At 68.7% G+C, this 22,571-nt stretch carries 25 protein-coding genes and 1 pseudogene; 13 read left to right on the forward strand and 13 right to left on the reverse strand.

Going from position 1 to position 22,571, the window contains the following annotated elements; all coding sequences use genetic code 11:
• The first annotated feature begins 16 nt into the window (after positions 1-16).
• From ACYVN4_RS11880 to ACYVN4_RS11890, 3 genes are all read left to right on the forward strand, one after another.
• Positions 17-196: a hypothetical protein gene (locus ACYVN4_RS11880; protein ID WP_460720221.1), complete on the forward strand. Its 180-nt coding sequence runs from the start codon at positions 17-19 to the stop codon at positions 194-196.
• Positions 197-221: 25 nt separating this feature from the next.
• Positions 222-1,253: a hypothetical protein gene (locus ACYVN4_RS11885; protein ID WP_460720223.1), complete on the forward strand. Its 1,032-nt coding sequence runs from the start codon at positions 222-224 to the stop codon at positions 1,251-1,253.
• An 88-nt stretch (positions 1,254-1,341) separates the two neighbouring features.
• On the forward strand, positions 1,342-1,689 hold the full coding sequence (locus ACYVN4_RS11890) for a hypothetical protein (protein ID WP_452402871.1): 348 nt from the start codon (positions 1,342-1,344) through the stop codon (positions 1,687-1,689).
• A gap of 1 nt (position 1,690) precedes the next feature.
• Here the strand turns inward: ACYVN4_RS11890 and ACYVN4_RS11895 are convergent, their stop codons facing one another.
• A complete protein-coding gene (locus tag ACYVN4_RS11895; RefSeq protein ID WP_460720225.1) occupies positions 1,691-2,302 on the reverse strand; it encodes a DedA family protein in 612 nt (203 codons plus the stop codon).
• 183 nt (positions 2,303-2,485) lie between these two features.
• Between ACYVN4_RS11895 and ACYVN4_RS11900 the strand changes: the two genes are divergently transcribed.
• From ACYVN4_RS11900 to ACYVN4_RS11910, 3 genes are read left to right on the forward strand one after another with little or no spacing between them, the layout of a single operon-like run.
• Positions 2,486-3,061: a TetR/AcrR family transcriptional regulator gene (locus ACYVN4_RS11900; protein ID WP_460720227.1), complete on the forward strand. Its 576-nt coding sequence runs from the start codon at positions 2,486-2,488 to the stop codon at positions 3,059-3,061.
• Complete coding sequence (locus ACYVN4_RS11905) at positions 3,058-4,257, forward strand: NADH:flavin oxidoreductase (protein WP_460720229.1); 1,200 nt, start codon at positions 3,058-3,060, stop codon at positions 4,255-4,257. Before ACYVN4_RS11900 ends, ACYVN4_RS11905 begins: the two co-directional genes overlap by 4 nt.
• Complete coding sequence (locus tag ACYVN4_RS11910) at positions 4,254-4,997, forward strand: SDR family oxidoreductase (RefSeq protein WP_460720231.1); 744 nt, start codon at positions 4,254-4,256, stop codon at positions 4,995-4,997. Before ACYVN4_RS11905 ends, ACYVN4_RS11910 begins: the two co-directional genes overlap by 4 nt.
• 1 nt (position 4,998) lies before the next feature.
• Here ACYVN4_RS11910 and ACYVN4_RS11915 read toward each other — a convergent pair whose 3' ends face one another.
• Entirely contained in the window at positions 4,999-6,210 is a 1,212-nt protein-coding gene (locus tag ACYVN4_RS11915) for a pyridoxal phosphate-dependent aminotransferase (RefSeq protein ID WP_460720233.1), read from the reverse strand.
• A gap of 93 nt (positions 6,211-6,303) precedes the next feature.
• Between ACYVN4_RS11915 and ACYVN4_RS11920 the strand changes: the two genes are divergently transcribed.
• Both ACYVN4_RS11920 and ACYVN4_RS11925 read left to right on the forward strand, forming a co-directional pair.
• Complete coding sequence (locus ACYVN4_RS11920) at positions 6,304-6,903, forward strand: winged helix-turn-helix transcriptional regulator (protein WP_460720235.1); 600 nt, start codon at positions 6,304-6,306, stop codon at positions 6,901-6,903.
• An 83-nt stretch (positions 6,904-6,986) separates the two neighbouring features.
• Positions 6,987-7,667, forward strand: a complete 681-nt coding sequence (locus ACYVN4_RS11925) for an SIMPL domain-containing protein (protein WP_460720237.1) — start codon at positions 6,987-6,989, stop codon at positions 7,665-7,667.
• Between the two features lie 39 nt (positions 7,668-7,706).
• Here ACYVN4_RS11925 and ACYVN4_RS11930 read toward each other — a convergent pair whose 3' ends face one another.
• From ACYVN4_RS11930 to ACYVN4_RS11945, 4 genes and pseudogenes are all read right to left on the reverse strand, one after another.
• Positions 7,707-8,516 (reverse strand): hypothetical protein, encoded by an 810-nt coding sequence (locus tag ACYVN4_RS11930; RefSeq protein WP_460720239.1) that lies wholly within the window; start codon positions 8,514-8,516, stop codon positions 7,707-7,709.
• 181 nt (positions 8,517-8,697) lie between these two features.
• Positions 8,698-9,774, reverse strand: a complete 1,077-nt coding sequence (locus ACYVN4_RS11935; RefSeq protein ID WP_460720577.1) for a class I SAM-dependent RNA methyltransferase — start codon at positions 9,772-9,774, stop codon at positions 8,698-8,700.
• A gap of 393 nt (positions 9,775-10,167) precedes the next feature.
• Positions 10,168-10,545: pseudogene (locus ACYVN4_RS11940) on the reverse strand (TRAM domain-containing protein); the annotation flags it as partial.
• Complete coding sequence (locus ACYVN4_RS11945; protein WP_460720241.1) at positions 10,542-12,533, reverse strand: APC family permease; 1,992 nt, start codon at positions 12,531-12,533, stop codon at positions 10,542-10,544. The pseudogene ACYVN4_RS11940 and the gene ACYVN4_RS11945, both read right to left, overlap by 4 nt.
• Before the next feature lie 210 nt (positions 12,534-12,743).
• Between ACYVN4_RS11945 and ACYVN4_RS11950 the strand changes: the two genes are divergently transcribed.
• Entirely contained in the window at positions 12,744-13,409 is a 666-nt protein-coding gene (locus ACYVN4_RS11950) for a potassium channel family protein (protein WP_460720243.1), read from the forward strand.
• 2 nt (positions 13,410-13,411) lie between these two features.
• Positions 13,412-14,101, forward strand: a complete 690-nt coding sequence (locus ACYVN4_RS11955; protein ID WP_460720245.1) for a potassium channel family protein — start codon at positions 13,412-13,414, stop codon at positions 14,099-14,101.
• A 93-nt stretch (positions 14,102-14,194) separates the two neighbouring features.
• On the opposite strand, the gene ACYVN4_RS11960 is transcribed toward ACYVN4_RS11955, so the two are convergent.
• From ACYVN4_RS11960 to ACYVN4_RS11970, 3 genes are all read right to left on the reverse strand, one after another.
• Positions 14,195-14,776: a sigma-70 family RNA polymerase sigma factor gene (locus ACYVN4_RS11960; protein ID WP_460720579.1), complete on the reverse strand. Its 582-nt coding sequence runs from the start codon at positions 14,774-14,776 to the stop codon at positions 14,195-14,197.
• A 283-nt stretch (positions 14,777-15,059) separates the two neighbouring features.
• Positions 15,060-15,752, reverse strand: coding sequence for a DUF3159 domain-containing protein (locus ACYVN4_RS11965; protein ID WP_460720581.1), 693 nt, complete (start codon positions 15,750-15,752; stop codon positions 15,060-15,062).
• A gap of 173 nt (positions 15,753-15,925) precedes the next feature.
• Positions 15,926-16,318, reverse strand: coding sequence for an OB-fold nucleic acid binding domain-containing protein (locus ACYVN4_RS11970; protein WP_460720247.1), 393 nt, complete (start codon positions 16,316-16,318; stop codon positions 15,926-15,928).
• Positions 16,319-16,564: 246 nt separating this feature from the next.
• On the opposite strand from ACYVN4_RS11970, the gene ACYVN4_RS11975 reads away from it, so the two are divergent.
• Positions 16,565-17,470 (forward strand): alpha/beta fold hydrolase, encoded by a 906-nt coding sequence (locus tag ACYVN4_RS11975; RefSeq protein WP_460720249.1) that lies wholly within the window; start codon positions 16,565-16,567, stop codon positions 17,468-17,470.
• 320 nt (positions 17,471-17,790) lie between these two features.
• Here ACYVN4_RS11975 and ACYVN4_RS11980 read toward each other — a convergent pair whose 3' ends face one another.
• A complete protein-coding gene (locus ACYVN4_RS11980) occupies positions 17,791-18,657 on the reverse strand; it encodes a DUF3710 domain-containing protein (protein WP_460720251.1) in 867 nt (288 codons plus the stop codon).
• Positions 18,658-18,659: 2 nt separating this feature from the next.
• Positions 18,660-19,160: a dUTP diphosphatase gene (dut, locus tag ACYVN4_RS11985; protein WP_460720253.1), complete on the reverse strand. Its 501-nt coding sequence runs from the start codon at positions 19,158-19,160 to the stop codon at positions 18,660-18,662.
• Positions 19,161-19,239: 79 nt separating this feature from the next.
• Here dut and ACYVN4_RS11990 point away from each other — a divergent pair, with 79 nt between their 5' ends.
• Entirely contained in the window at positions 19,240-19,734 is a 495-nt protein-coding gene (locus tag ACYVN4_RS11990; RefSeq protein WP_460720583.1) for a DUF3093 domain-containing protein, read from the forward strand.
• 145 nt (positions 19,735-19,879) lie between these two features.
• Here ACYVN4_RS11990 and ACYVN4_RS11995 read toward each other — a convergent pair whose 3' ends face one another.
• A complete protein-coding gene (locus ACYVN4_RS11995; RefSeq protein ID WP_033087954.1) occupies positions 19,880-20,182 on the reverse strand; it encodes a DUF4193 domain-containing protein in 303 nt (100 codons plus the stop codon).
• 492 nt (positions 20,183-20,674) lie between these two features.
• Here ACYVN4_RS11995 and cei point away from each other — a divergent pair, with 492 nt between their 5' ends.
• Positions 20,675-21,355, forward strand: coding sequence for an envelope integrity protein Cei (gene cei, locus ACYVN4_RS12000; RefSeq protein ID WP_460720256.1), 681 nt, complete (start codon positions 20,675-20,677; stop codon positions 21,353-21,355).
• Between the two features lie 175 nt (positions 21,356-21,530).
• Here cei and ACYVN4_RS12005 read toward each other — a convergent pair whose 3' ends face one another.
• Positions 21,531-22,493, reverse strand: a complete 963-nt coding sequence (locus ACYVN4_RS12005) for an inositol monophosphatase family protein (RefSeq protein WP_460720258.1) — start codon at positions 22,491-22,493, stop codon at positions 21,531-21,533.
• Positions 22,494-22,571 lie beyond the last annotated feature (78 nt).

Here is a 22,571-nt window from a genome sequence, read left to right on the forward strand (position 1 = left end):
GGGTTAGGGTGGAGGGATGGGCGTCATAGGCGAACTGTTCCCCGGTAAGAAGCTCGAAGACGACAGCAGCGAGGCGGGCGACGGTCAGCAGCATCGGCCGCGGTTGGCCGTGGATCTGGACGCGGGTGTGATCACACTGTCCCCGCGCCGGACCCCCGTCGATCCGGAGCCGGAAACTCCCGCCTCGCAGGGCTAGTGGACACCCGATAGGGTGACCAGGCGTGACGGACAACAACGATCACTGGGCCAACCCCTACGGATCACCGAATCCCGGGACTCCGAACCCCGGGCAGCAGGCGTGGGGGTATCCGGATGCGGGACAACAGGTCTGGGGCCAGCCGCAGACCGGAGCCCAGCCGATCGAGTACCCGGCGTACGCGCCGCAGCCGGGATATGTGCAGCAGCCGGGATACGAGCCCACACAGCAGTACTATCCGGGGCAGCAGCCGGACCCGAATTACCCGCCCGGTTACCCGCCGAATTACCCAGGGCAGCAACCGATTCCCGGTTACGGTCCGACGCCGCCGCCCGGCGGTCCGAACCGCACCTGGATCGTTCTCGGGGCCATCGCGGCGGTCGTCGTCCTGGTCGGCGGTGGCCTCGCGGCCTACGTGCTGACCCGCGACGACTCCACCACCACCGCCGCGCCCTCCACCAGCGCGAGCGCGGCCCCGACCGGCAAGCCCAGCCCGTCGAAGGGTCCCTCCACCTCCGGTGGACCCAAGGCCGGGGCCACCACCGTGGTCGCCCCGTCGCTGGGCATCAGCTACGACGTCCCCAACGGCTGGACCATCGCCGCACCGACCGAGACCTCCCTGCAGACCGGCACCGACGGCGCCCTGTTCGGCTACGCCAAATCCAGTGAGGGACAGAACTACTGCCCCGGCTCGGCCTACCGGGCCCTCGCGTTCGTGGCCCAGGTCGACGGCGTCACCGACCTCGGAGCCGCCGCCACCAAGGCGACCAAGATCTCCGTGGAGAGCGGCTACGACGACGCCAAGGGCGGCAACCCCGGCGCCCCCACCCCCGTCACCACCAAGAGCGGCATCGCCGGTCAACAGGTGGAAGCCTCCGGCCCCTGGAAGCCGACCCTTTCCGGCTGCACCGCCAACGCCTACTCCGTCTACACCTTCGCCTTCACCGGCCCGCGCAACGCCACCCTGGCGCTCGTCGTCGAAGCCGACCGCGGCACCATCGGCGAACTCGCCGCCGACCAGGCCAAGGCCCTGATCGCGAGCGTGCGTACCTCCTGAGCGGTCACAGAGCGGCGTCGCCCGCGAGCAGCCGACCTGAGTGCCGGTGTACCAATCCAGCGGCGCGCCAACCCAATAGACTGGGCCGATGCCGCTCGTCGAGGTGACCTACAACCCGGAACTACCCGAGACCGTGTTGCGGGAGTTGGGGGAATGGTTGCCGCATCTGGTGTCGACGGCGGTCGAGTGTCCGGAGGAGCCGTATGACGGGGATCTCCAGCCCGGGGATGTGGAGATCCGATTCCGGCCGTTGGGGAAGTTCGATCGCAGTGGGATGGATCTTGTGATCGAGGTGCGGTCGAAGTACTTCGCGAGCCGGGCGGAGAACCGGCAGGAGCGGTGTGATCGGATGCTGGCCGATATCGAGAAGTTCGTGGACGCGAATATCGGTGTGTACCTGACGCTTCCGGTCGCGGCCTGGGCGCAGAGCGAGTAGCTCACTCCGCGCCGGCGCTGCGGTGGCGGTGCCACTTCCAGTAGATCAGGGCGAGCACCGCGAGAATCGGGACGATGATCAGCAGGTCGGAGTCGATGCGCTTCAGGATGACCGTGAAGGACTGGCCGATCAGGTAGCCACACAGCACCAGCACCGAGCCCCAGATGATCGCGCCCACCGCGCTCGCGGCCAAGAACCGGCCGAACGACATCGGGGACATGCCGACCAGTTCGGGCAGCATGGTGCGGAAGAAGGTGCTGAAGCGGCCGACGAGGATCGCCCAGCCGCCGTGGCGCTGCAGGAATTCGCCTGCCTTGGTGAGGTTGTCGCGGTAGCGGTTGAAGATCTTCCACTGCAGCATGCGGGTGCCGTACACCCGGCCGATCCAGTAGCCGATACTCGCCCCGACCAGCGCGGACACGATGACCAGTGCCAGCGTGGCGGCGATGCTCAGATGCCCGCGGCTGGCGGCCACACCGGCCAGAATGGCGGCGGTATCACCCGGGACCAGCAGGCCGAAGACCATCGCCTCCTCGGCGACGACCAGCAGCGCCACCACGACGTACGTCCAGATCGCGGGGAAGCTCAAGACGCGCTGCACGATCGAGTCCATGCCGCCGACGCTAACCGCCCCGGCTGCTCCCGCCCGCGCCGACACTCCCACACCACCGACGACACCCTGCGCAGCCCGGCCATTCCCGCCCGGGGAGTGCCCGCCGCACTCGCGGCGGGCACTCTCTCGCATCAATTCAATCACTGATTGAATTGATGATTGAAACGTGTTTCACTACTGGGCATGGTCGAGAAGGTGGCGGCGGGAACCCGCGAACGATTGCTGGCCGCGGCCGAGCAGCTGCTGCTGACCGAGCCCTACGACGAGGTCTCGGTGCGGGCCGTGTGCGCCAAGGCCGGAGCCAATCCGGCGGCCGTGCACTATCACTTCGGGTGCAAGGAGGCGCTCGTCGGCGCGCTCATCGAGGCGCGGCTCGGTCCCCTGTGGGCCGACGGCATGGCGCGCGCCAAGGGCGGGCGGGATTCGGTGCCGGAGATGGTCGACACCATCCTCGCGCCGTTCCTGGAGCTGGCCGCGGATCCGTTGGGGCGCTTGCACCTTCGGCTGCTGGCGCGCTTCGTGCTGGGCCGCCACCTCACCTCGTGGCAGGGCCCCTGGTTCCGGATGGACAACTGGGCTCCCCTGCTGCCCGAGCTCCCTCCGAGCGTTGCCAAGCGGCGCTGGATGTTGGCCTTCGACCTGATCATCATGCGCTTCGGCAGTCCCGAGCTCGACGAGCACGGCATGTCCGGACCCGCGCTGACGGCCCTGCGCGACTTCGTGGTGGCCGGACTCACCGCACCGGGAGAACATTCATGAACGACATCTTCACGCCGGCGAAACTCGGCCCGATCACCTTGCGCAACAGGGTGATCAAGGCGGCCACCTTCGAGGGCCGCACGCCGAAGGCGCTCGTCACACCCGAGCTGATCGAGTTCCACCGCGAGGTCGCGGCGGGCGGGGTGGGTATGACCACGGTCGCCTACTGCGCGGTCGCGCCGGGCGGTCGCACGGACCGGCATCAGATCTGGATGCGTCCGGAAGCCGTTGCGGGACTGCGGGAACTGACCGACGCCGTGCACGCCGAGGGTGCGGCCGCCAGCGCCCAGCTCGGGCATGCCGGGCCGGTCGCGAATGCCGCCTCCAATCGCGCGCCCGCGCTCGCGCCGAGCCGCCTGTTCAGTCCCTTGAGCATGCAGGCCATGCACGTGCCCGATGACACCGAGATCCGCGAACTCATTGCGGCACACGCGAATGCGGCGCGGCTGGCCGAACAGGCGGGGTTCGACGCGGTCGAAATCCATTTCGGCCACAACTATCTGGTGAGCTCATTCCTGAGCCCGCTGCTCAACCGGCGGCGCGACCGGTGGGGCGGATCGCTGTCCAACCGGGCTCGGCTGGCCCGCGAAATCGCCTGCGCAGTAAGGGAAGCCGTCGGCGATCGGCTCGCGGTGACCGCCAAACTCAACATGGAGGACGGGCGGCGCGGCGGCCTCACCGTCCCCGACAGCGTGCAGGTCGCCGCCTGGCTGGAAGCCGACGGCGCACTCGACGCACTCGAATTGACCGCGGGCAGTTCACTGCTCAACCCCATGCTGCTCTTCCACGGCGACGCCCCGCGCGCCGACTTCGCGAAGGTCCTCCCCGGCCCCGCCCGCCTGGGCTTCCGCGCGGTCGGCCGCGCCTTCCTGAAGGAATACCCCTACCAGGAGGCCTACCTCCTCGACCGCGCCCGCCAGTTCCGCCGCGAACTGTCCATGCCGCTGATCCTGCTGGGCGGTATCACCAACCTCGACACCATGACCCTGGCCCGCACCGAGGGCTTCGAGTTCGTCGCCATGGCCCGCGCCCTGCTCCGCGAACCGAACCTGTTGCGCCGCATCGAATCCGATGCGGCGACCCGCTCGGCCTGCGTGCACTGCAACAAGTGCATGCCCACCATCTACACCACCACCCGCTGTGTGTTCCGCCCGGAACGCACCCTCATCGATCTGGACGGAAAACAGCGAGCATGACTGGAAGACTCGACGGGCGGGTAGCCCTGATCAGCGGTGCGGCATCGGGGATGGGGGCCTCGCATGCGAGAGCCTTTGTCGCCGAAGGGGCTTCGGTCCTCATCGGTGACATCTCCGACGAGGCGGGCGAGAAGCTGGCCGCCGAACTCGGTGATGCCGCGGCGTTCATCCATCTCGACGTCACCAGTTCCGCGGACTGGCGGGCGGCCGTGGATACGGCGGTCGAGCGGTTCGGCAAGCTCGACGTGCTGGTCAACAATGCGGGCATTCTCGACTTCGGGCCGCTGGGAACATATTCCGAGGAGCAGTGGCAGCGAACCCTGGCCATCAACCTGACCGGACCGTTCCTCGGCTTGACCGCCGCCCGCGACGCGCTGGTGGCGGCCCGACCCGCGTCGGTGGTGAACATCTCCTCCGCGGCCGGGATCCAAGGCGTGCCCGGCGCGCACGCCTACACCGCCTCCAAGTTCGGGGTGCGCGGACTGACCAAGTCGGCGGCGATCGAATTGGCACCGCACGGGGTGCGCGTGAATTCCGTGCACCCGGGCGGGATTCTGACCCCGATGATCGGTGTGCCCGAGGGCACCACCGCCAATCGTGACGCGAACCCGCTGGCCAGGCTCGGCGCGCCCGAGGAGGTCACCGCGATGGTGGTCTTCCTGGCCAGCCACGAATCCAGCTACTGCAACGCGGCCGAATTCGTGGTCGACGGTGGGATGACGGCCGGACGCCCGGTCTGACCTACTGCTTGTACGTTGCCAGGAAGCGGCCGATGCGCTCGATGATCGCTTCGAGCTCATCGGCGTGCGGCAGCGTCACGATCCGGAAGTGGTCGGGGCGCGGCCAATTGAAGCCGGTGCCCTGCACGATGTGAATCTTCTCGCGCAGCAACAGATCCAGCACGAACTGCTCGTCGTTGTGGATCTTGTACATGTCGAGATCGATGCGCGGGAAGGCGTACAGCGCGCCCTTGGGCTTCACGCACGAGATGCCCGGGATCGCGTTGAGCGCCTCCCACGCCCGATCCCGCTGCTCGCGCAGGCGGCCGCCGGGCAGGGTGAGGTCGTAGATGCTCTGGTACCCGCCGAGCGCGGCCTGAATCGCCTGCTGCGCGGGCACATTCGCACACAGGCGCAGCCCGGCCAGCATGGTCAGGCCCTCGATGTAGTTCTCGGCGTGCTCGATCGGGCCGGTGATGGCCAACCAGCCGCCGCGGAATCCGGCGGCCCGGTAGGACTTCGACAGCCCAGAAAAGGTGAGGCACAACAGATCCGGGGCCAGCGACGCGGTCGCGGTATGGGTCAGGCCGTCGTAGAGGATCTTGTCGTAGATCTCGTCGGAGAACACCACCAGGTTGTGGCGGCGCGCCAGCTCGAGCATCTCCTTGACCACCTCGGGCGCGTACACCGCGCCGGTGGGGTTGTTCGGGTTGATGATGACCAGCGCCCGGGTCCGGTCGGTGATCTTGGATTCGATGTCGGCGATATCCGGCATCCAATCCGCGCCCTCGTCGCAGATGTAGTGCACCGGGCGCCCGCCGTTGAGCGCGGTGGCGGCGGTCCAGAGCGGGAAATCCGGTGCGGGAACCAGCACTTCGTCGCCGGTCTCGAGCAGCGCGGTCATGGCCATCATGATCAGCTCGGAAACGCCGTTGCCCAGGAAGACCTGTTCGACGTCGAGCTCGGCCAGCCCGAGGGTCTGGTAGTACTGCACCACCGCGCGCCGCGCCGAGAGCAGCCCCTTGGACGAGGAGTAGCCGCTGGACTGCGGCAGATTGCGGACCATGTCCTGCAACAGCTCGGCGGGTGCTTCGAAGCCGAAGGTCAGCGGGTTGCCGGTATTGAGCTTCACGACGTGATGCCCCTCCGCCTCCAGCCGTGCGGCATGCTCGGCGACCGGCCCGCGGATCTCGTAGGACACGCCCGCCAGCTTGCTCGACTGCTTCACCTGCATGAACGACCCCTTCTCGGTGTGGTTGCCGCACACTCTACTTGGAAATTCCAAGTTTGCACTTTGTTTTTCCAAGTTGTTGGTTACAGTGGGATCGTGCCACGCCGCAGCTATGACCACTACGACACCGTGAGCCGCGCCCTCGACATCGTGGGCGACCGGTGGAACCTGTTGGTGGTCCGCGAATTGTGTTCGGGACCGCGCCGCTACAGCGACCTGTTCGCCGACCTCCCCGGCATCAGCACCGATGTGCTGGCCGCCCGGCTCAAGGACCTCGAACGTGACGGGATTCTCACCAAACGCCGGGTCGGCCCGCGCGCGGGCACCGCCCTCTACGAACTCACCGACTCCGGAACCGCACTCCGCCCGGTCCTGGACTCGCTGTCCGCCTGGGGCACCGCTCAACTCGGCGAGCAGCGCGCCACCGACGCCGTCCGCGCCCACTGGTTCGCCCTCCCCCTGGGCCGGGCCGTGGCCGAACTCGTCCCCTCCGGCACGGTGACGGTCCGCATCGGCGACACCGCCTTCCACTACGTGATCACCGACTCCGGCATCGTCCACCACGACGGCCCCGCCGCCGCCTCCGATCACGACATCCGCCTCGACCTGACCGCGGCCAGCGAGATCGCCACCGGCGCACGCTCACTCGCCGCGGCGCTCGATCAGGCAACCGATACCGAGCAACCGGTCGCCTGAGGGTCGCGCGCGGCAGCGGGGGGTGGGTTCGGGGCGTCGGTAGCATCGGCGGGGTTGTGGCCGGTTCGATCGAGGAGGAATTCGTGAGCAGCGAGAACACCGTCGGGACGATCACGATGATCGGGGCCGGGTCGGCCAGTGCGACACCGGACATCATGCGGGTGTCGCTGTCGGTGGAGACCCGGGCGGACAGTGTGGCGGCCGCTTACGCGCAGGCCGGGGTGCGGGCCGATGCGGTGATCGGGTCGCTGCGGGCCGACGGGGTCGCGGGGCGCGATATCAATACCAGTGGGTTGACGGTGCGGGCGGACACCGTGTGGACGGACGGGAATCGGGAGAAGCTGGTCGGGTATATCGCGGGGACGTCGCTGACGGTGACGTTGCGCGAGATCGCCGATGCCGACGGGGAAGCGAAGTCCGAGGGCGGACCGGCGGACATCATCGCGCACGCGGTGGCGGCCGGGGGCGACGATGTGCGGCTGGGCGGGCTCACGCTCACCGTGGCCGACGAGGAGATCCTGATGGTCGGCGCACGGAACGCGGCCTGGGATCACGCGCTGGGCAAGGCCGAACAGTACGTGTTCCGGGCGGGACGCACCCTCGGACCGGTGCTCGAGATCACCGAGAACATTTCCGGGCCGGTTCCGCAGCCGCGCATCGCCTTTGCCGCGGAGAAGATGGCCGACTCCGCGGGCGCGATGCCGGTGCAGCTGGGCGAGAGTGAAGTGTCGGCGAGCATTCGGGTCACCTGGCAGCTCGCCTAAGCCAATCGTCCCGACGCCGCCGGATCCTGGGCTGCCGGGTCAGAGTTCGACTTTCGCCAGCAGTGAGGCGGCGCGGGCGGCGGTGAGCTGGATGCGGAATCGGGTGGCGTCGGGGCGGGTTCGGTGCGGGAACGGGTCGTCGACGATCAGGCCGCGCAGATCGTGCAGCAGGCGGGTGCCGTCGGCGATGGTGACGCGGCCGGTGTCGACGAGGTGGCGCACATTACGCGGGCCGTCGGGGTCGCCGGTGCCCGCGGCGTAGGCGGCCACCTGCTGCAGGGCCGAGCGCAGCCGCTTCTCACAGGCCGGAAAGCGGCCGCGCTCATAGTGTTTGATCGCCTGACGCAGATGGTCGAGCGCGGTCTGCTGGCCGCGCACCTCCAGCTCGGTGCACAGCAGCGCCACCCGTTCGGCCAATCGTGCGGGCAGCCACGGGGTGGGTTTCAACCGGCAGCGCACCTCACCCTCGGGGCCGGTGCCGCCCGGCCGGTCGAGCTTCATCCGGTACCCGTCCACCAGCAGCGCGGTGCGCAATCCCGCCATCCACGCCGGAAGCTGCTTGCGCGCCAACGACTCTCCGCGCAGGAACCGCGCCACCGTCACCTCGACCAGATCCAGCAGCGCCCGATCCGCCTCCGCACTCCCCTCCAACGCCGCCACCCGCGCCCCGTACACCGGCGTCACCAGCCGCCCCCAGTAACTGTCCGCATTCACCCACAACTCGGCCCGATACTCCGGCCGCTTGAGATCCACCCCCAACAGCAACGCCTCGAGCGAATGAAACCGCGACTGATCCCCATAGATCAGCTCGACCACCGACGCCACAGTCGGATCCGACAACGTAGTCACGGGCTACATCTTGGCGCACCCCCAATCCCCCCGTCCCCCAACCCTTCCCCTGTCCCCATCACGCCACCGCCCACCCCACCCACTCCGTCATCCCGGCGTGCTTTCGGCCGGGATCCACACCGGCCGAACTCCACGGCGACTGTGGATTCCGGCCAAGGGCACGCCGGAATGACGAGTGGCGTTATCGCTCGAGGAGGGTGATGCACTCGATGTGGTGGGTGCCGGGGAAGGCGTCGAAGACTCGCAGGGCGCGGGGTTCGTACCCGGCGGCGCGGTAGAGGCCCACGTCGCGGGCGAAAGCTGCGGGGTCGCAGCCGATGTGGATGATGCGACGAGGGGAACGTTCACTCAGGGCGGCGATGACTTCCTTGCCTGCGCCCGCGCGGGGCGGGTCGAGGACGACCACATCCGGTGCGGTGCTGGGCTGTTCGTGGATCCAGCGCTCGACGCGGGCGACCGTCAGATCAACCCACGGCATGTCGCGCAGTGCGGCACGGCCTTCGGTGACCGCGTCGCGCGCGAATTCCACGCCGTGCACGAAACCCGCATCCCCGACCTGCCCCGCGAGCCGGGCCGCGAACACCCCGACACCGCAGTACAGATCCCACACCAGCGACCCCGGCGCAGCCTGCGCCCACTCCGCCACCACATCCGAATACGCCTGCGCCGCACCGTAATGCGGCTGCCAGAACCCGGTCGCCGACACCTCCCACCGCCGCTGCGCCACATACTGCACAGCCCGCCCGGTCCCGTCGATCACCCGCTCGGCACGAGCACCGTGCGCGGCAGCCCGCCGCGCGGCAGTACTACCGCGATCCCCGCCCCGCCGCCCGGCAGCGCCCCGGCCACTTTCACGCCGATCACCGCCCCGGCCGAGACGATCGGCGCCCCGCCCGCGCCGATCGCCACGCTCATCGGCGGCCGGAGCCACCTCGACGAGATGCCGCATGCCGTCACCGTCCACGGCGACAACGAGATCCGCGCCGGGTGTCCACTTTCGCTCGGCGATTCCCTCCATCGCCCCGGCCATCGGCTGCGGGCACCGCAGATCCGTGATCACCTCGGTACTGCGGTACCGATGTACCCCGGCCCTGCCATCCGAGTCCACTGTCAGCCGCACCCGGCTCCGCCAGCCCCCGGCGTACGCATCCATCGACAATGACGCGACACCCGAAGCAGCGCCGGTCTCTTCACGATGCGCGGCCGGGGTGACGATCGCGCCGCCCTGCACCGTTTCCACGTCCGTGAAGTTGGCCATGCCCGGATTCGCCGTGCGCGAGCGGCCCGGCACCGCTGTCGCCAGCGACGTGTCCTCCGATGCTTCGGAACGAGTCACCAGGGTGCGTGCGAGGTGGGTTGCCACGCCGCCGATCCGACCCGGCGTGGCGGCGGGCAGGTCGTCCGAACCCCCACTCGCCGTGGTCAGTTCGTGCGCCGGGGTGGGCTCCGCTGCCGCACCCACGGCGCCAGATTCAGGGGCCAGGAGTGTGGCGGCCAGGCGGGTAGTCGCACCGCGCACCTGACCGAGACCTGTCGGCCGCACGGCCAATGTCGCGGAAGGTCCGCCAGAGTGGGCCGTGCCGACGTCCGGGGTCGCGCCGGTCAGGGTGTCGAGTTGCGCCGCAACGCCGCTCGGGAGGCCTGCGGGCACGGGGATCGCTTCGACGGTGAAGTCGGGTTCCCAGTTGGCGAGGCGGCGGAGTTGTTCGGCGACTACCTGGTGTTTGAGGTCGCGTTGGGCGGCGGGGGTGGCGAAGGTGAAGTCGCAGCAGCCGGCGCCGCCGGGGCCGGAGACCGGGCAGGTGGCGGGGATGCGGTCGGGGGAGGGTTCGAGGATGTCGATGGCGTCGGCGCGGCAGAAGGAGCCGCCGCGGTCCTCGGTGATCTGGGCGCGGACCAGTTCGCCGGGCAGGCCGTGGCGCACGAACAGGACGCGGCCCTCGTGACGGGCGACGCAGAAGCCGCCGTGGCCGGGCGGGCCGAGGCGGACCTCGAAGATCTCGCCGTACCAATCGGATCCGGCGCTCATCGCTCGTCTCCGAAGCCGCGACGGATATTGCCGGGCGCATTCGCGATGCGTCCCGGGCGGGCGCGACCCGCCGAGGAGGACAGCTGCCACGGGACGCTGGTCACCATCACACCGGGCTCGAACAAAAGGCGTCCCTTCAGCCGCAACGCACTCTGGTTGTGCAGCAACTGTTCCCACCAGTGACCGACCACATACTCCGGAATGAAGACGGTGACCACGTCGCGCGGGGCGTCCTTGCGCACCCGCTTCACGTAATCCACCACCGGCTTGGTGATCTCACGATACGGCGACTCGATCACCTTGAGCGGCACCGCGATATCGCTGTCCTCCCACTGGCGCACCAGCGCCCGGGTATCGGGTTCGTCCACGTTCACGGTGATCGCCTCGATGGTGTCGGGTCGGGTGGCACGGGCATAGGCGAGGGCGCGCTTGGTCGGCAGGTGCAGCTTGGACACCAGCACGATGGAGTGGGTGCGGCTGGGCAGCACACCGTCCCATTCGGTCTCGTCGAGTTCCTGCGAGACCGTGTCGTAGTGGCGGCGAATGAGTTTCATCAACCCGAAGATGGCCGCCATGGTGACGATGGCGATCCACGCACCCGCCAGGAACTTGGTGACCAGCACGATGATCAGCACGGTCGCGGTCATGGTCAGGCCGATGGCGTTGATCACCCGCGAACGCTTCATGCGCGCCCGCTGCGCCGGATCGGTCTCGGTGCGCAGCAACCGCGTCCAATGCCGCAGCATGCCGGTCTGACTCAGCACGAACGACACGAACACGCCCACGATGTAGAGCTGGATCAGCCGCGTCACTTCACCGCCGAACAGCACCACGAACGCGATGGCCGCACCGGCCAGGAACAGAATGCCGTTGCTGAACGCCAGCCGATCCCCGCGCGTGTGCAGCTGGCGCGGCAGGAAACGGTCCTGCGCCAGAATCGAACCCAGCACCGGGAACCCGTTGAACGCCGTATTGGCCGCCAGCACCAGGATCAGCGCGGTGACGATGGTGATGAAGTAGAACCCCACGGGGAAGCCGGAGAACACCGCACCCGCCAGCTGCGCCACCATCGTCTTCTGCTCGTATCCGGCCGGCGCGCCGATCAGGTCGGCGCTGTCGTGCGCGTACACGATGCCGATCTTCTGGGCCAGGATGATCATGCCGATGAACAGGGTGATCGCGATGCCGCCCAGCAGCAGCAACGTGGTCGCGGCATTGCGGGACTTGGGCTTGCGGAACGCGGGCACACCATTGCTGATGGCCTCCACACCCGTCAGCGCGGCACAGCCGGACGAGAACGCGCGCGCCACCAGGAACACGAACGCCAACCCGGCCAGATGCGACTCCTCGGCCTTGAGCCCGAACCCGTAGGACTCGGCGTGCACGGTCTGCCCCAGCACGCCGATCCGGGTGAAGCCCCACAGCAGCATGACCACCATGCCGATCATGAAGGCGTAGGTGGGAATCGCGAAGGCGGTACCGGATTCGCGGATGCCGCGCAGATTGATCGCGGTGAGAATCACAATCGCGCTGACCGCGAACAACACTTTGTGCGTTGCGACGAACGGCACTGCCGAACCGATATTCGACGCCGCCGAGGAAATCGACACCGCCACGGTGAGCACGTAATCCACCAATAGCGCACTGCCGACGGTCAATCCCGCGGTGGGCCCCAGATTCTTGGTCGCGACCTCGTAGTCACCGCCACCGGACGGGTAGGCGTGCACGTTCTGCCGGTAGCTGGCCACCACCACCGCCATCACCAGCGCGACCGCGAGACCGATCCAGGGTGCGTAGGCGTAGGCAGACAGCCCCGCCACCGACAGCACCAGGAAGATCTCCTCGGGCGCGTAAGCCACCGATGACAGCGCGTCCGAGGCGAAAACCGGGAGCGCGATCCGCTTGGGCAGCAGCGTATGCCCGAGAGAATCGCTGCGGAAAGGGCGGCCGACCAGCATGCGCTTGGCGGCCGTCGTCAACTTCGACACTCCTGGCAGCATAAGGCAGTGCGGCGACGGCTGTGTTCGCGGCGCGAGTCGGTCGTAGGGTTGGCCTCGAGGGCTGTGAGGTTTTTCCGATTCCGGTTTGAACAACTTCCGGAGGGGGAAAGTGCTCGCGGTGAAACTCGAGCGGTACGGTTGCCACCCGAACAAGCAACCAAACCGCACACCACGCTTTTCGGGAATGGGGTTCGTACGGTGTACGTCGTGATCATGGGTTGTGGGCGGGTCGGTTCCTCGCTCGCCCGCGCCCTCGTCCGCATCGGCCACGAGGTCGCGGTGATCGATCAGAACTCCAGTGCCTTCCTGCGGCTGGGCCGTGACTTCCCCGGACTGTGCCTCACCGGCGTCGGCTTCGATCGAGATGTGTTGACCCGCGCCGGAATCGAACGCGCCGGCGCCTTCGCCGCCGTCTCTTCCGGCGACAACTCGAACATCATCTCCGCCCGCGTGGCCCGCGAGACCTTCGGTGTCGAACGCGTCGTGGCCCGCATCTACGACGCCAAACGCGCCGCCGTCTACGAGCGCCTCGGCATCCCCACCATCGCCACCGTGCCGTGGACCACCGACCGCTTCCTGCGCACCCTGGTCGCCGATCAGTCCACCACCACCTGGCGCGACCCCACCGGCACCGTCGCGGTCACCGAACTCGTGCTGCACGAGGAGTGGTACGGGCGCACCGTGCACTCGCTCGAGGAGGCCATCGGCGCACGGGTGGCGTTCGTCATCCGCTTCGGACAAGGCGTGCTGCCCAACGGCAAATCCCTGCTGCAGGCCGATGACCTGGTCTACATCGCCGCCACCTCCGGGACCGTCGGCGAAGCTGTCGCCTTGGCGGGCAACGCACCTGCGAGCGAGGACTGAACATGAAGGTAGCCATCGCGGGCGCGGGAGCCGTCGGACGCTCGATCGCCCAGGAACTACTGCGCGGCGGCCATCAGGTCATGCTGCTCGAACGCCGCCTCGACCACATCGACCCCACCAGCGCGCCCAACGCGGTCTGGACCCACGCCGACGCCTGCGAACTCGAGACCCTCGAAGAAGCCGGGCTGGAAACCTACGACGTGGTCATCGCCGCCACCGGCGACGACAAGGTGAACCTGGTGTTCGCGCTGCTGGCCAAGACCGAATTCGGGGTGGGCCGAGTGGTGGCCCGCGTCAACGATCCCCGCAACGAGTGGCTCTTCGACTCCTCCTGGGGTGTCGATGTGGCCGTGTCGACGCCGCGGCTGCTGGCCTCGCTGGTCGAAGAGGCGGTCTCCGTCGGCGATCTGGTGCGGCTGATGACGCTGCGGCAGGGTCAGGCCAACCTGGTCGAGATCACGCTGCCCACCGATACGCCGTTGGCGGGCAGGGCCGTTCGGACCCTCACGCTGCCGCGCGACGCGGCCCTGGTGACCATCCTGCGCGGCGGGCGCGTCATCGTCCCGCAGCCCGACGACCCGCTGGAAGGCGAGGACGAACTGCTGTTCGTCGCCTCCGTCGAGGCCGAGGACGATCTGCGCAAGGCGCTCGGCGTCAACGGATTCGGGCACGACGCCGACACTCCGGCCTGATCTTCCCGCACACACGACAGTGGGCCGGGCGCACTCCCCGGTGCCCGGCCCACTTCTTCGTCGTAGCTCATCGTCGAGCGTCCCCCCGAACTGTCAGGACGCCGCCCGCAGTTCGGCACGCAGCCGATTGAGCGCGCGGTGCTGCATGACCCGCACCACGCCCGGGCTGGTGCCGATGGCCTCGGCGGTCTGCGCCGCCGTCCACCCCAGCACGATCCGCATCACCAGCACCTCACGGTGCGTGGTGGACAGCACCTGCATGAGATCGCGTGCCGCCATGCGGGTTTCCATCGCCAGCGCCCGCTCCTCCGGACCCGCCTCGTTCACGGGAGCGTCCGGGAACTCCGCCACCGGGTAGGCCGGGTGCAGTTGCGCCCGTCGGAAGGCATCGGCCACCTTGTTGGCCGAAATCCCGTACACGAAGGCCAGGAACGACTTGCCCTGGTCGCGGTAGCGCGGAATCGCCTGCACCGTTGCCAGGCAGATCTCCTGCGCCACATCGTCGGCGGTCACATGTAGGTGACCCGCCCCGCTCATGCGAGCCGCGCAGTAGCGGCGCACCAGCGGATAGACGATCTTCAGAATTTCGGAGACCGCCTCCCGGTCACCGGCCGCGGCCGGGCCGATCAGCTTCTCCAATTCAGCGGCCGCACGCCGGGATTCCGACGTCGCCACACTCGTGCTCTTGACTCCCCGCCCCGCCGGGTGCCGGCGCGAGGCTGCCGTCTGCACCGCGGTCCCGAGCCCCTCGCCCCGTTCCTGCGCTGCCACTGCCTTCTCGTCGGTAACCACTCCGCTCGATCCTTTCTCGTAGCTTCTGAGAAAGATCGTGCTCGCAGCGGGGGCTCGGAAATAGGTACCCCAGGGGTGGGTTGGTTACCCCCTTACGTCCCCCCATGGCCCCGAAGGTGTTGCGCCTTGGGCTTTTATGGCGATAAGGGGCCGATCGGGCGGATGTCTAGACCGCAGAGTCGGGGGCCTGGGCCCCGGAAGCGGACGCTTGGGCCTGCTGCTGCGAGGGCAGATGGCCCGCCTTGCGCACCGCCCAGAAGGTCACCAGCGCCGCGACAGCGGTTAGCGGCCAGCCCATTCCGATGCGAGCGGCGGCCAGCAAGCCGGTGCTGTTGGAGTCGTAGAGGTGGTTCTGCACCAGGTAGCGGGCCACGAACACCACCGCCCACACCGCGGTCGCGATGTCGTAGAGACGCATCGCGGCCTTGTCCGAACGCCAGCCCGTGCCGTGCCCGTTGAGCGCACCCCAGATCACGCCCGCCAACGGCCAGCGCACCACCAGCGACAGCAGGAACGCACCACCGTAGACCAGGCTCGCGTAGATGCCGAACAGGAAGAAACCCTTGGCCTCACCCATGCGGTAGGCGATGAACGCGCACACGCCGACACCCAGGAAACCGGAGATCGCGGGCTGGATCGGATCGCGACGCACCAAGCGCCACACCAGAATCGCCGCGGCCACACCCAGCGACGCCCAGATGGCGGCGGTCAGGCCGAGGAAGGAATTCATCGGCACGAACACCAGCACCGGGAGCGAAGAGTAGATCAGGCCGCTGATCCCGCCCATCTGCTCGAGCAGCGTGGGCTCGGGTTCGTCGGTATCCGCGGCGGCCGTCTCGGCGTCCACCAGGGCCTGCATGTCCTCGTCCAGCAGCGCCTTGTCCAACCGTAGCGGTGGCTCGTCACCGGCCGCGTCCGTCCCGGGCATCGCGTGGAACTGGACCGTCGGCGGATCGAACGCGGCGGAGGCGCCGGAAACTGCGCTCCGATCGCGGCTCTCGTCGCTGCTACTGGTGGGGTTCGGCATGAGTGTCAGGAGTTCCCGCGCAGTTCGTAGTAGGGGTTGTAGATGACCTTGCCGCCATCGCGTTCACCGACACGGCCGCGGACCAGAATACGACGGCCCGGCTCGATTCCCGGAATGCGACGCCGACCGATGAACACCAGCGCGATCGAATCGGTGCCGTCGAAGAACTCGGCCTCCACCTCGGCGCCCGCCGACTTGGGACAGGCCTCGACACTGCGCAGGCGACCCAGCATGGTGACCTCTTCACCGCGCCGGCACTCCGATGCCCGGCACGCGCCCGACGCTTCCGACGTCTCGGCGAGTTCCTCGGCATCCAAACGATCCAGGTCCTCCGTCAGGCGACGGCTCAACCGCCGGAAATAGCCCGACGGGGTGTCCTTCCCACCCGCGGATGGCATCTCGCACGCTCTCCTGTAGAGCTCGACGGCGTGGGTCTCACGTCGTTCGTTTCCCCACGAGCCCGGTGGTTTGCCACCCGGCCGCCCGTGGCCGTACACCGCCACTGTAGATGCACCGACCTGCACCCGCCACGCACGCCCGTCACCGACCTACCCGTCGGTCACGACCAAACCGCCCCCGCCCTACCCACCGGTCACCGGCACATGGTGACCGCCGCACGTATAGGCCCCGACTAGGCTCGGCCGATGCCCGATCTACCGTCTCCGACGGCAGCCCCGTCCACCGCGGCGATGACCTCGCCCGGTTCGGCAGCCGCCTCGGCGAGTCCCGCAGTGCCCCCGGCCAACCCGGCACCAACCCAGGCAAGCCAGGCCGCGACCCCGGCCGGTCGGGCAGCAAGCTCCGCGAATCGGGCAGCGAGTTCGGCAAATCGTGCGGCGAGCTCCCGCGGTCCCGCGATCGCCGTAGCCCTGCCCGGGACCGGCTCCGACGCCCACTTCGCGCGACGTGCCTTCGGATCCGCTTGCGCGGCAGTGGATCTGCCGTTCCTGGCAGTCGACCCGGACCCGCGCCGGGTGATCGAGAGCTACCGCGCTGCCCTTGATGCCGCGGCCCGCTCCGGACCGATTCTCATCGCGGGCATCTCGCTGGGCGCGGCCGTGGCCGTGGATTGGGCTGCTGAGCACCCCGATTCCGTATACGGCGTGATCGCCGCGCTCCCTGCTTGGACCGGCGCCGACACTACCGGCTGCCCGGCCGCCCTCAGCGCCGCCGCCACCGCCGCCCAACTGCGCGCCGACGGCCTCGACGCCATGGTGACCCGCATGCGCGAATCCAGCCCCGCCTGGCTCGCCGACGCCCTCACCCGCTCCTGGACCTCCCAGTGGCCCGACCTCCCCGCCGCCCTCGAAGAGGCCGCCGCTTACGCCTGGCCCGAACCCGACCTGCTCGCCCGCGTCACCGCCCGAGTCGAAATCATCGGCGCGACAGACGATCCCGTCCACCCGTTCCCAGTAGCCGAACGCTGGACCACCCTCATCCCCCGCGCCACCCTGCACACCATCACCCTCGACGAGCTCGGCGCCGACCCGTCCATCCTCGGCACCCGAGGCATCACCGCCCTCCTCCCCCGCCGCGTCCCGGCCCCCTGACCCGAATCCCCGACACCCCATCGCAAACCCGCGAGCACCGACCAACACTCACCACCGGTGGTGACCAGCCTCCGGCGGGTCATAGCCGCCCAGCGCCGTCACGCGACGCGCTGCCGGCGCCGGACCGTCGCCGCGACCGGAGCTGATCCGGCAGCCCGCTGAGTTCCCCGGGCTCGGGCGGGCCGGTCCGCACGAGGCCGCAGACGGAGCGCGCGGACGTTGCGCTCTAAGCGAAACGGGGCACCGCCACACTGGCGGTGCCCCGTTTGTCTTGTCCTACGGCCGAATCCGGACGCGGAGGTCCGTCCCGGACCGGCCGGTCAGTTCAGGCCGAGCTGCTGCATGGCCGAACCCTCCGCGCCGCGGCGGGGTTCGGCGGAGGGCTGCTCCGGCTGGAAGGCCGGGCCGCCCTGCATGGCGGCCATCTGCGCCTGTACGGCCTGCTGCTGGGCGGCGAGCTGCTGTTGGTGGGCGGCGGCGAGCTGGTCGGCCAGCTCCTGGGGTAGGACCACCGGCAGGGGTTCGCGCACCGGGAGCGGTTCGTCGCCGCGGCGGACCACGGTCTCGCCGAGCACCGCGCGGGCGGCGGCGACCAGCGGCGAGTTGTCGTCGGCCGCACCGGTCGGACCGGCCGCGACCAGGCGGACCATCCAGCGGTGGCCGTCCACGCCGATGAAGCGCAGATCCGCGCCCTGGGTGACGGCGTGCAGCTCACGACCCCACGGGCCCTGCACGACCGACACCTGCGCGCCGTCCTTGCGCAGCGTCTCGGCCAGATCGGCTGCCACCGAACGCCATTGGCCCGCGGACTTGGGAGCGGCGTAGGCCGCCACCGTGATCCGGCCGTGCTGGGTGGCCAGGTGCACCGCCTGCGGGGTGCCGTCGGGGGTCATCTCGACCTGCAACTGCCCGCCCGGCGGCACCGGCACGATGACCGAACCCAGGTCCAGGCGCTGCTCGGCAATGGCTTCGAGCCGATCGGCGACGTTCTCGTAGTCGTAGGGGCCCGTTTCCGTGGGGACGGTCACCCGCGCGAAGTTGGCGGTGTCGAATTCGCCCGCGGTGTCGCCGACTTCCTCGTACTCGTCGTACTCGTCCTCGTACTCGTCGTACTCGGTGTACTCGTCGTCGTAGCGACCCTCGTCGGCGTTGTCGCCGCCCTTGTTCTTCTTACGTCCGAAAACCATTGTCATGCCTCCTTGCCGGTCGCCTGACCCGCCCCACCGGACCCCGCGGCGAGGCTGGCATGCCCACCGCTGGATCCGTATCCTCCTGCGCCACGCGTGGTGTCGTCGAGGGTCTCGACCTCCACGAAATCCACCAATTCGACCTTCTGCACCAGCAACTGAGCGATGCGGTCACCCCGCCGGAGCTCGATGGCCGCGCGCAGATCGTGATTGATCAGGCACACCTTGATCTCACCGCGATAGCCCGCGTCGACCGTGCCGGGGGTATTGACGACCGAAAGCCCCGCCTTCGCCGCCAGACCCGAACGGGGATGGATCAAACCGACCGTACCGAGCGGGAGCGCCACCGCGATGCCGGTGCCGACGAGCACCCGCTCCCCCGGTTCGATGATGACGTCCTCGGTGGTGCACAGGTCCACGCCCGCGTCACCCTCGTGGGCGCGCGTCGGTACGGGGATGCCGGGATCGAGCCGCAGCAGGGGAATAGGTGGAATACCGGTCACGTGGGCCGAGCCTACGCGTTCGGGTCGCGAGTCATTGACCTAGTCTGATGTCGTGTCCGACCAGCCCCCTCAGGTGACCATGGAACCTCAGCAGCAGACCACGCCCCTCTACACCGAGCGCCTCTGGGTGCCGTGGTGGTGGGTGCCCGTCGCCATCGTCGTGACCGGGCTGCTGGCAGCCGAAATCCACATGGGCGCACCGGGAGTGCGGGCCTGGCTGCCGTACGTGCTGCTGTTCCCGATCGCGGCCTGGGTGCTGGTGTGGTTCTCACGCCATCGCGTGGAAGTGGTCGCGGACGCCGACGGCGTGCCGGAGCTGCGCACCGATCGCGCCCACCTGCCCGCGACCTTCGTGAAACGCGCGGCGCCGGTGCCGACCAGTGCGAAAAGCGCGGCGCTGGGTCGCCAGCTCGACCCCGCCGCGTTCGTTCAGCATCGGGCCTGGGTGGGTCCGATGGTGTTGCTGGTGCTCGACGACCCGGACGATCCGACGCCGTACTGGCTGGTCAGTACGCGTCATCCGGAAAAGATCATTGCCGCCCTTGGCCTGAAGAACGCGGCCGAGCAGGTCTGACCTGCCGAACATTTCCTCCCGGGACCGGTCGTGAACTACGCGGCCGGTTCCGGACCGCGCTCGGCGAACCGAGCGCGGGCTGACGGAATCCTCTGGATCCTTCGGATCCCCTGCACAGACAGTGCGTTACGCGGCCTTGTCGGCCTTATGCGGCACAGTCCATGCAGATCAGCTGACCGCCGGCTTCGCTGGCCAGTCGGCTGCGGTGGTGCACCAGGAAGCAGCTCGAACACGTGAACTCGTCGGCCTGCTTCGGGATCACACGGACCGAAAGCACCTCCTCGGAAAGGTCCGCGCCGGGAAGCTCGAACGATTCCGCGGTATCGGATTCGTCGATATCCACGACGGCGGACGCGGCTTCGTTGCGGCGAGCCTTCAGCTCCTCCAGCGAGTCCTCCGAAACCTCGTCGGATTCACTGCGCCGCGGTGCGTCATAGTCGGTTGCCATCTCGTCTTCCCCTCGTCCTTACTCCGTATATCCCGGACCGGCACCCACCTCACCGGCTCCTCGCGGAGCCGGATCGGGTCGGAGTGCCGCCCCGCCCGTGGTGTACGTCACGCGTACACCGGTCACAGATCCGAGCCGGATACTCCTCATCCGCACCGGATCGCGCTCGGTCAACGCAGGACATGCCCTTGTTGTTCCCGAAATCGATCCCCAGTTTCACCCTGGTTGTACGATCTGGGCCGCCAGACAATAGCGGACCCCGGGACAAAAGTCGCAATCAAAACCCTTGCGAGTTGAAAATGAGGGTCAATCGTCACCGATGAGGGAACGCTCCGAGATCTTCCTCGCAGCCTCCGAGACCTGATGGCGACCGTCGGGACCTGGTGGAACCAGCTGCGGCCCGGTCTGATTCCCGCGGCGCGCGCCACACCGAATGCCCGACTTGCCGTGGCCCTGCACGCACCGGCCCGCACGTTTTCGTAGAGTGTGGGCGTGGTTTCACTGATCACCCAAGGTAACTCGACCGATCCGAAGAGCGGACGGCCGTTCATCCGGCGTCGCTGGGAGCCCTGGGCGGCCATGGTGGGTGTCATCGCTCTCATCTGTGTCGGCGTCTGGTTCAAGGCGCTGACCACGACCGAGAGCGATCAGGGCGCCATGTCCTGCAACTCGCCGAGTCCCGCCTCGAGCACGTCCGCGGCGGCGCCCGCGCCCCTCGGTGAGCGGGTGTCGGCGTCGAAGTTGCGTGATGTGGAGCCCGCCGCCCTCGCCTCCTCGAAGGTGCGTGTCTTCAACGCCAACAACCAGCGCGGCCAGGCCGCGCACGTGGCTTCCGAGCTGGGCGATCTCGGTTTCGCCAGCGCCCCGGACGTGCAGATCGGCAACGACCCGGTCTACGTGAACGGTGATCTGGAGTGCACCGGGCAGATTCGCTTCGGCGTGAACGGCCGGTCCGCGGCGGCGGCGACGCAGCTGGTCATGCCGTGCGCCGAGCTGATCGAGGACCAGCGCCAGGACGACACCGTGGATCTGGTGCTGGGCACGCTGTTCCGCGACCTCCGGCCCGGTACGGATGCCGAGGAAGTGCTGAAGTCGCTGAAGAACCCGACGCCCGGCACCGCGCCGGCCATCGACCCGAAATTGCTGGAAGCCGCGCGACACGCCAAGTGTTGATTGTCTCTTTCGCGGGGACCCGGCTCTGATTGTCCGAGCCCTCGCGAAACTCGAACCGGCACAACACAACAGAAGCATCGGGACAGCAGAATCGCCGCGACCTTTCGGTCGCGGCGATTCGTTTTGCGTGCTTCGCCCGGACAGTTCGTTTTATCCGAAGCTGTTCAGCCCCCTGTCAAGAAACGGGGATAGGGGTGGTGACATCCAGCCGCTCAAACAGACCGAACAGTTCGTCAGCGATGCCCGGGGCCGCGGCCGAGACCAAATCGCCTGCCGCGCCCGGCGAGTCGGGCGCGGGCGGCAGAATCAGGCGCGCCCCGGCCTCGGTCGCGATGAGCGCGCCCGCCGCCCAATCCCACAGATTCAGCCCGTGCTCGTAGTAGGCGTCGGTGCGGCCCTCGGCGACCGCGCACAAATCCAGTGCCGCCGAACCGAAACGGCGGATATCGCGAATGTGCGGCAACACCTGGGCCACCAGCTCGCCCTGCCGGGTGCGCCGCGGCGTGGCGTAGGCGAAGCCGGTGGCCACCAGCGCCATGTCCACCGCGTCGACGGGGTTGGCGCCCAAGGCGATCGGCGTGCCGCCCGGGGCGGTGCCGTCCACGCTGGAGTCCGCGCGGTGCGCGCCCAGGCCCAGCCCGGCACTGTAGGTGACCGCGTGCGCCACGTCGGCGACCGCACCCGCCACCGACCTGCCGCCGCGCACGGCCGCCACCGAGACCGAATACGAGGCGATGCCGTAGACGAAGTTGACGGTGCCGTCGATGGGGTCGACGACCCAGTGCACGAGATCGGGATCGTCGGTCAGGCTGCCGCCGTCCTCCTCACCCACCACGAGGTCGCCGGGGCGCAGCTCGGCCACCAGTTTGCGGACCAGTTGCTCGGTCTCGGTATCGACGATGGTGACCGGGTCGACGGGCGTGCTCTTGGACTGCACGGCATCGGGCTCGTTCGCATCCGGCCCGAAGACCTCGGGACGCCGGGCGCGCACGTGTGCGGCAGCGGTCTCGGCGAGATACACGGCGACGCGGCGCAGTTCGGCTATGTCCGAAGTGTCGGTCTTGCTGGCGGCGGTGGCATCGGTATTGGCGGCGGCGGGGGCAGGGGTGGTGAAATTCGATTCCGGCACGAGCTCCATCGCAGCACAGATCCGGCATCCCGCGCATTAGGCTTGTCGTGCACGACACAGCTCACGGGCCGGGGAGCTGCGACTTTC

The organism is Nocardia heshunensis, from assembly GCF_054782115.1.

Bases quoted from the DNA above. Each gene is read 5' to 3' on its own strand.
- ACYVN4_RS11900 (WP_460720227.1), top strand. From the start codon at position 2,486: ATGGTCGAGAAGGTGGCGGCGGGAACCCGCGAACGATTGCTGGCCGCG.
- ACYVN4_RS11990 (WP_460720583.1), top strand. From the start codon at position 19,240: ATGGAACCTCAGCAGCAGACCACGCCCCTCTACACCGAGCGCCTCTGG.
- ACYVN4_RS11910 (WP_460720231.1), top strand. From the start codon at position 4,254: ATGACTGGAAGACTCGACGGGCGGGTAGCCCTGATCAGCGGTGCGGCA.
- ACYVN4_RS11975 (WP_460720249.1), top strand. From the start codon at position 16,565: ATGCCCGATCTACCGTCTCCGACGGCAGCCCCGTCCACCGCGGCGATG.
- ACYVN4_RS11955 (WP_460720245.1), top strand. From the start codon at position 13,412: ATGAAGGTAGCCATCGCGGGCGCGGGAGCCGTCGGACGCTCGATCGCC.
- ACYVN4_RS11915 (WP_460720233.1), bottom strand. From the start codon at position 6,210: ATGCAGGTGAAGCAGTCGAGCAAGCTGGCGGGCGTGTCCTACGAGATC.
- ACYVN4_RS11890 (WP_452402871.1), top strand. From the start codon at position 1,342: ATGCCGCTCGTCGAGGTGACCTACAACCCGGAACTACCCGAGACCGTG.
- ACYVN4_RS11880 (WP_460720221.1), top strand. From the start codon at position 17: ATGGGCGTCATAGGCGAACTGTTCCCCGGTAAGAAGCTCGAAGACGAC.
- ACYVN4_RS11965 (WP_460720581.1), bottom strand. From the start codon at position 15,752: ATGCAGGCCCTGGTGGACGCCGAGACGGCCGCCGCGGATACCGACGAA.
- ACYVN4_RS12005 (WP_460720258.1), bottom strand. From the start codon at position 22,493: ATGGAGCTCGTGCCGGAATCGAATTTCACCACCCCTGCCCCCGCCGCC.
- ACYVN4_RS11905 (WP_460720229.1), top strand. From the start codon at position 3,058: ATGAACGACATCTTCACGCCGGCGAAACTCGGCCCGATCACCTTGCGC.
- ACYVN4_RS11935 (WP_460720577.1), bottom strand. From the start codon at position 9,774: ATGGCCAACTTCACGGACGTGGAAACGGTGCAGGGCGGCGCGATCGTC.
- ACYVN4_RS11895 (WP_460720225.1), bottom strand. From the start codon at position 2,302: ATGGACTCGATCGTGCAGCGCGTCTTGAGCTTCCCCGCGATCTGGACG.
- ACYVN4_RS11980 (WP_460720251.1), bottom strand. From the start codon at position 18,657: ATGGTTTTCGGACGTAAGAAGAACAAGGGCGGCGACAACGCCGACGAG.
- ACYVN4_RS11970 (WP_460720247.1), bottom strand. From the start codon at position 16,318: ATGCCATCCGCGGGTGGGAAGGACACCCCGTCGGGCTATTTCCGGCGG.
- ACYVN4_RS11995 (WP_033087954.1), bottom strand. From the start codon at position 20,182: ATGGCAACCGACTATGACGCACCGCGGCGCAGTGAATCCGACGAGGTT.